Below are 6055 nucleotides of genomic sequence, written 5' to 3'. Positions count from 1 at the left end.
CGGCCAATGCCGGCAGCGCGTCGGCCGACAATGCGACATCCTACCTGGTGGATTCACTGTTCCGTCCGGCCGATCCGGGCAAGCTCGCGGCCGCCAATCCGGACAGCGATGCGGCCGCGGTTGGGCAGGCTTCGCGCATCCTGATCGCCGGCGCCGCGGCAGGCGAGGTTTCCGCAGACGACAAAACCTATCTGTCGCAGTTGGTCGCCGTTCGCACGGGGCTTTCGGAAGCAGACGCCAGGACCCGGGTGGATGCCGTCCTCGCCAAGGCCCAGGACGCCAAGGTCAAGGCGCAGCAGGCCGCCGACACAGCCAGGAAGGCCAGTGCGACGTTTGCCTTGCTTGGTGCGCTCTCGCTGGCCATCGGCGCCTTTATCGCCAGTGCTGCCGCGGCCCTTGGCGGCAGGCAGCGCGACGATGAGGAAGCGGTTTTTATCACCAACCGTTGAACTGCACTTGCAACAAAGCCACTCCGGGCCGCCCGGAGCGGCTTTGCTTTGAAGTTGTCGAGCGGCGCTGCCACGACCCCGTTCGCTGAAATCCGTTCTTATTTTCGGGGAGGAATCGCCGGCACTTCGGCTTGGCTCGGCTCCAGTTTGCGACCGAGGTCGACAGCGTCGCGCAGCACGGCGAGATGCGAGCGCGGCTGATCGCCGGCGGCAACCTCGCTACCGGTCGCCGCCAACGACCAGTACAGCGTGTGGGTGAAGACACGGCCGAGGGAACCGCGCAGCTCGACCTGGATGTTTTCTATGCCCGGGCCGAAATTCTCCGCCATCGGCCCTGAGATCGGATCGCCCGTCAGCCAACCATTGCCGCGGTCGAAGATATTGGTCCAGCGCGTCGCAGCAAACACCGCGCCATGATGCACCGCCCGCTGCGGCTTGCCGGAAGAACGGTTGCGCCCTTCCTGATAAAGCACGGTGCCACCGGCCGCCGCTCCCTCGGCAATCGGCGGACATGCCGAGAACAGGCGCTCGGCGATGCCGCGCCTGAATTCGGCGAGATTGTGCGTCACCAGAAATTCGCTGTGGGTCAGCGGGCTACCAAGCGTGACGAAATCGCTGATCTTCCAAGGCCGATGGCTGTCGTCCCTGGTGCGCAGTTGGCGATAGAGCTCCCACTGATCGCGCCGGAACCCGGCAAGATCGTCAAGGCTGCCGGGCCATGCCGAGCCGTCGGCAACAAGCGTCGCCTTGTCGATGGCGTGGATAGCTTTCAGTTTCGCCTTGTCGCGGATGGCCTCCAGTTTTCGGGGCCTGAAATCGGACCATAAGATCTGCAACAGGTCATAGGCGATCATCGAGCCGAGGCTGTGCGAGACCAGCACGATGCGATCGTAGGTATCGTCCATCATCAGACGCTTCAGCAGCTTCAGGCCGCGGTCGCGGATCAGCGCCCGCTTCTCTACCGTGGCCGCTTCAGCGCGCACATAGGCCGCGACATCGCCGAAATAGGGAAGGCCAAAACGGTCCACCGACCAGATGACGAACGAGGCCAGGATGGTGACGAGGACGCCGACGGTCCACGAAATCTGCTGCTGCCAAACCGACGTCGCAAGCGCGAGCGTCGCGACCAGGGCGATGATGACGGCAACCAGGGTGACCAGATAGAGCTTTCGGGCGTCCGGCGGTATGTCGGCGGGCTTGCGCCACAGCAGATTTGTCACCCAGGCGGCAAGCCGGCCTCGCGTCGTGCCCTGCGTGATGTCGGCCCAGTAAAGCTCGTAGAAGTCGGTGCGGCGGCCATCGACATCGTAGGGCGTGGTGATGCGGCGAAGTTCGTACGAATTGGTCCGGCTGTCGGGAGTGATCCAGCTCTGGTTGATCTTCGCGCCGGCGGGGTCGGCCGGATCGGCGACATGGGCATAAAACGGCGCGCGGTTGGGGTCATGGCTCCAGACAGCCTGGACAAAGCCTCGCAGCGTATCCATCGGCCGCTGTTCACCCATGCCATGCACGATCACCACCGCCTGGCCAGGCTTGCGCGGCGCTTTCCCGGCGGGCGGCGATGCGATCGGGTCAGGCACCAACGTCTCCGTCGACGACAATCCCGCCGTCGAGGCGGGAATTCGTCATCGTAGCGCCGAAATCGCCGTCGAGCCAAGAAAAAGCCCGGCGCGAAGCCGGGCGATTCTTGGCGTGTCCCGGCGCTTATCCCGGATCAGTGATCCATGGCTTTGACGATCTCTTCGGTCATCTTCTTGGCGTCGCCGAGCAGCATCATGGTGCCGTCCTTGTAGAACAGCGTGTTGTCGATACCGGCATAGCCGGAACCGAGCGAGCGCTTGACGAACAGGCAGGTGCGCGCCTTGTCGACATCGAGGATCGGCATGCCGTAGATAGGTGAGGACTTGTCGTCGCGCGCGGACGGGTTGGTGACGTCGTTGGCGCCGATGACATAGGCAACGTCGGCTTGCGCGAACTCCGAGTTGATGTCCTCAAGCTCGAACACCTCGTCGTAGGGCACATTGGCTTCGGCGAGCAGCACGTTCATGTGGCCGGGCATGCGGCCGGCGACCGGGTGGATGGCGTACTTCACGTCGACGCCATTGGCCTTGAGCTTGTCGGCCATTTCGCGCAGTGCATGCTGCGCCTGGGCAACCGCCATGCCATAGCCCGGCACGATGATGACTTTCTGGGCGTTCATCATGAGGTAGGCGGCATCGTCGGCAGAACCCTGCTTGACCGTGCGTTCGATGCCGTCATCGGCGGCCGCTGCCGTCTCCCCACCGAAGCCGCCGAGAATGACCGAGATGAAGCTTCGGTTCATGCCCTTGCACATGATGTAGGACAGGATCGCGCCGGATGAGCCGACCAGCGCGCCGGTGATGATCAGCGCCAGATTGCCGAGCGTGAAGCCCAGCGCCGCCGCCGCCCAGCCGGAATAGGAATTCAGCATCGAGACGACGACCGGCATGTCGGCGCCGCCGATCGGGATGATCAGCAGGATACCGAGCACCAGCGAGGCGGCAACGATCAGCCAGAAGACCAGCTTGGACTCGGTGGTGACCAGCAACACGATCAGCACGACGAGCGCGATAGCAAGTGCGGCGTTGATGAAGTGGCGTGCGCCGATCATGATCGGCTTGCCGGACATGCGGCCATCGAGCTTGAGGAAAGCGATGACCGAGCCGGTGAAGGTGATGGCGCCGATGGCGACGCCAAGGCTCATCTCGATCAGGGCCTGGGCATGAATGTCGCCATCCGTGCCGATGCCGAAGCTTTCCGGGGCATAGATCGCGGCAGCCGCCACCATGACGGCGGCGAGGCCGACCAGCGAGTGGAAGGCAGCGACCAGCTGCGGCATCGAGGTCATGGCGATGCGGCGCGCGGTAACGGCGCCGACGCCGCCGCCAATGGCAAGGCCGAGCACGATCAGGCCGAAGCGGCCGGCGGACGGGGTCGCCAGAGCCAGTGTGGTGGCGATGGCAATACCCATGCCGATCATGCCGTAGAGATTGCCCTGGCGGCTGGTGGTCGGATGCGACAGGCCGCGCAGCGCCATGATGAACAGGACACCGGAGACGAGGTAGAGGAAGGACGCGAAGTTGGCGTTCATGGCGCTCTACTTGTCCTTCTTCTTGTACATGGCCAGCATGCGCTGGGTGACGAGGAAGCCGCCGAAGATGTTGACCGAAACCAGCATCAGCGCGACGAAGCCGAAGCCCGCGGCAATGCCGGAGGCGGCGATGCCGACGGCAAGCAGCGCGCCGACGACGATGACCGAGGAGATGGCATTGGTGACGGCCATCAGCGGCGTATGCAGTGCGGGGGTCACCGACCAGACGACGTAGTAGCCGACGAAGATCGCCAGGACGAAGATGGCGAAGCGGAAGACGAAGGGATCGATGGCGCCGCCGGAGAGCGCATGCGCGGCATCACCGGCTGCGTCAGTGCCGCCGGGCGCGGTCGCCAGATTGTGCACCGCCAGCCGGACGGCGGCGGAGGCCTGGTCGAGCTGGTCGAGGGCTTTCTGCAGGGTCTGGTCCATCACGCGATCCCTTTCGGCTTCGACGAGGGCGACTTGGGTGCGGCCGCCTTCTTGGACGCGGCTTTCTTGGGCGAAGCATCGGCGACCATGGTCTTGGCCGGGATCGCGGCCGGCTCGACATATTGGCCCTTTGCCGGCTGCTGGTCGGCTTTCACGAAAGCCGGATGAACCACCTTGCCGCCATCGGTCAGCATCGTTGCCTTGACCAGATCGTCGTCGCGATTGATGGCAAGCGTCTTGGTCGTCTTGTCGACCAGCGTCTCGAGAAAGGCGAACAGGTTCCTGGCATAAAGCAGCGAGGCCGACGCCGCGATGCGGCCAGGCACATTGAGATGGCCGACAATCTTGACGTTGTTGGCGGTGGTGACCACCTTGCCGGCTTCGGCGCCCTCGACATTGCCGCCGCGCTCGACCGCGAGGTCGACGATCACCGAGCCCGGCTTCATCGAAGCGACCATCGCCGACGAGACCAGCTTGGGCGCCGGCCGGCCGGGAATGAGCGCCGTGGTGATGACGATATCCTGCTTGGCGATGTGCTCTGATGTGAGTGCCGCCTGCTTGGCCTGATATTCCTTCGACATTTCCTTGGCGTAGCCGCCGGCCGTTTCGGCCGCCTTGAATTCCTCGTCCTCGACCGCGAGGAACTTGGCGCCGAGCGAGGCGACCTGTTCCTTGGCGGCGGGGCGAACGTCGGTGGCGGTGACAACCGCACCAAGCCGGCGCGCGGTGGCGATCGCCTGCAGGCCGGCGACGCCAACGCCCATGATGAAGACCTTCGCCGCCGGCACCGTGCCGGCCGCCGTCATCATCATCGGCAAGGCGCGGTCATATTCCGAAGCCCCGTCGATCACCGCCTGATAGCCGGCCAAATTGGCCTGCGAGGACAAGACGTCCATCGACTGCGCGCGGGTGATCCGGGGCATGAATTCCATCGAGAAAGCGGTGACGCCGGCCTTGGCAAGAGCTGCCACGGCGGCATCGTTGCCGTAGGGGTCCATGATGGCGATCACAGCCGCGCCGGGCTTGTAGCTCTTCAGCTCGGCATCACCAGGCCGGCGCACCTTCAGCACCACATCGGCCTTGGCGACATCGGAAGCCTTGCCGATAGCAGCGCCGGCGCTCGCATAGTCGGCATCGATGATGCGCGATTTCAGACCGGCACCGGCCTCGACGACGACGTCGAAGCCCAACGCCGCCAGCCGTTTCACCGTATCGGGCGAAGCCGCGACGCGCGGCTCGTTGGCATCGAGCTCACGAGGGATGAAAACCGTCTGTCCCACCGCATGATCCTTTCGGCCGGAAGCTATTTCCCGCAAGACGCCGGCCGGCCTCGCGGCGGCGCCGTGGACAAGATGTCGGAAAAATCTATCGGAGGATAAAGGCGCCGACAGCCAGAATCAGCACGAACAGAATGGTCGCCGAGAAGAAGCCGCCCGCGAAGAAGCCGAAGGCCATCGCCAGGAGCAGGGCGCCACAAAACAGCGAGCCGTACTTGGCCAGCGCGAGGAAACCCGCATAGGTGCGGTCATGCTCGGCATAGTCCATCTTCGCGCCCAGTTCGACAGGACCAGTCGGCGAGTGATCAGCCATAGGAATACCCCTTCGAAGACATCTTTCAGGCACATAGCGAAAAGCCGCGCCGAGAGCAATGGCGCTATTGCCGCACAACAACCGACAACTGCCTCAAAGAAAGATTGAAGCCAGCAGTCGACGCCGCGACGGAGTCCGATCGCTGGATTCTGATGCTTGATGCGGAACTCCGAAGGGCGGACGCTTGCGTGGCCTAAGCCGGCGCCTCAGCCTGCTAGATGCGGAAATAGCCCGAGCAACCCGACGACGATCAGATAGAGCGCGACGATGTAGTTCAACAGCCTTGGCATGACCAGGATCAGCACGCCGGCGATCAGCGAGATGAGCGGGGTTAGCGCAAGTGTGGAAATGGTCATGGCGGGTTCCCTCAAAAAACTCAGATCGACCCGGGGCGCTGCTCGTGGCCTCACCCAGAACGCCGAAATCGCCAAAAGGCTCCTGTCGGCCCTGCAAAATAGTGGGGAACCCTGCC

Annotated in this window: 6 protein-coding genes and 1 pseudogene; 1 reads left to right on the top strand and 6 read right to left on the bottom strand. The window is 64.0% G+C overall.

Going from position 1 to position 6055, the window contains the following annotated elements; genetic code table 11:
* Nucleotides 1-449: pseudogene (locus EN932_RS26620) on the top strand (hypothetical protein); the annotation flags it as partial.
* A gap of 98 nt (nt 450-547) precedes the next feature.
* Here the strand turns inward: EN932_RS26620 and EN932_RS26615 are convergent.
* From EN932_RS26615 to EN932_RS26590, 6 genes are all read right to left on the bottom strand, one after another.
* Nucleotides 548-2029, bottom strand: a complete 1482-nt coding sequence (locus EN932_RS26615; protein ID WP_127368039.1) for a hypothetical protein — start codon at nt 2027-2029, stop codon at nt 548-550.
* A 134-nt stretch (nt 2030-2163) separates the two neighbouring features.
* Nucleotides 2164-3561, bottom strand: a complete 1398-nt coding sequence (locus EN932_RS26610; RefSeq protein ID WP_013528201.1) for an NAD(P)(+) transhydrogenase (Re/Si-specific) subunit beta — start codon at nt 3559-3561, stop codon at nt 2164-2166.
* Nucleotides 3562-3567: 6 nt separating this feature from the next.
* Complete coding sequence (locus tag EN932_RS26605) at nt 3568-3996, bottom strand: NAD(P) transhydrogenase subunit alpha (RefSeq protein WP_024501908.1); 429 nt, start codon at nt 3994-3996, stop codon at nt 3568-3570.
* Nucleotides 3993-5273: a Re/Si-specific NAD(P)(+) transhydrogenase subunit alpha gene (locus EN932_RS26600; RefSeq protein WP_127368040.1), complete on the bottom strand. Its 1281-nt coding sequence runs from the start codon at nt 5271-5273 to the stop codon at nt 3993-3995. The genes EN932_RS26605 and EN932_RS26600 overlap by 4 nt, the downstream gene beginning before the upstream one ends.
* Before the next feature lie 85 nt (nt 5274-5358).
* Entirely contained in the window at nt 5359-5583 is a 225-nt protein-coding gene (locus EN932_RS26595; RefSeq protein WP_013528204.1) for an aa3-type cytochrome c oxidase subunit IV, read from the bottom strand.
* Nucleotides 5584-5789: 206 nt separating this feature from the next.
* Nucleotides 5790-5939: a DUF3096 domain-containing protein gene (locus EN932_RS26590; RefSeq protein ID WP_013528205.1), complete on the bottom strand. Its 150-nt coding sequence runs from the start codon at nt 5937-5939 to the stop codon at nt 5790-5792.
* Between the last annotated feature and the right edge of the window lie 116 nt (nt 5940-6055).

The organism is Mesorhizobium sp. M7A.F.Ca.US.002.01.1.1 (assembly GCF_004022955.1).
Taxonomy (GTDB): domain Bacteria; phylum Pseudomonadota; class Alphaproteobacteria; order Rhizobiales; family Rhizobiaceae; genus Mesorhizobium; species Mesorhizobium ciceri.
The sequence above is the reverse complement of the archived record's forward strand: the minus strand, read 5'-3'. Positions and strand labels throughout refer to the sequence as shown.

Bases quoted from the DNA above. Each gene is read 5' to 3' on its own strand.
- EN932_RS26610 (WP_013528201.1), bottom strand. From the start codon at position 3,561: ATGAACGCCAACTTCGCGTCCTTCCTCTACCTCGTCTCCGGTGTCCTG.
- EN932_RS26590 (WP_013528205.1), bottom strand. From the start codon at position 5,939: ATGACCATTTCCACACTTGCGCTAACCCCGCTCATCTCGCTGATCGCC.
- EN932_RS26595 (WP_013528204.1), bottom strand. From the start codon at position 5,583: ATGGCTGATCACTCGCCGACTGGTCCTGTCGAACTGGGCGCGAAGATG.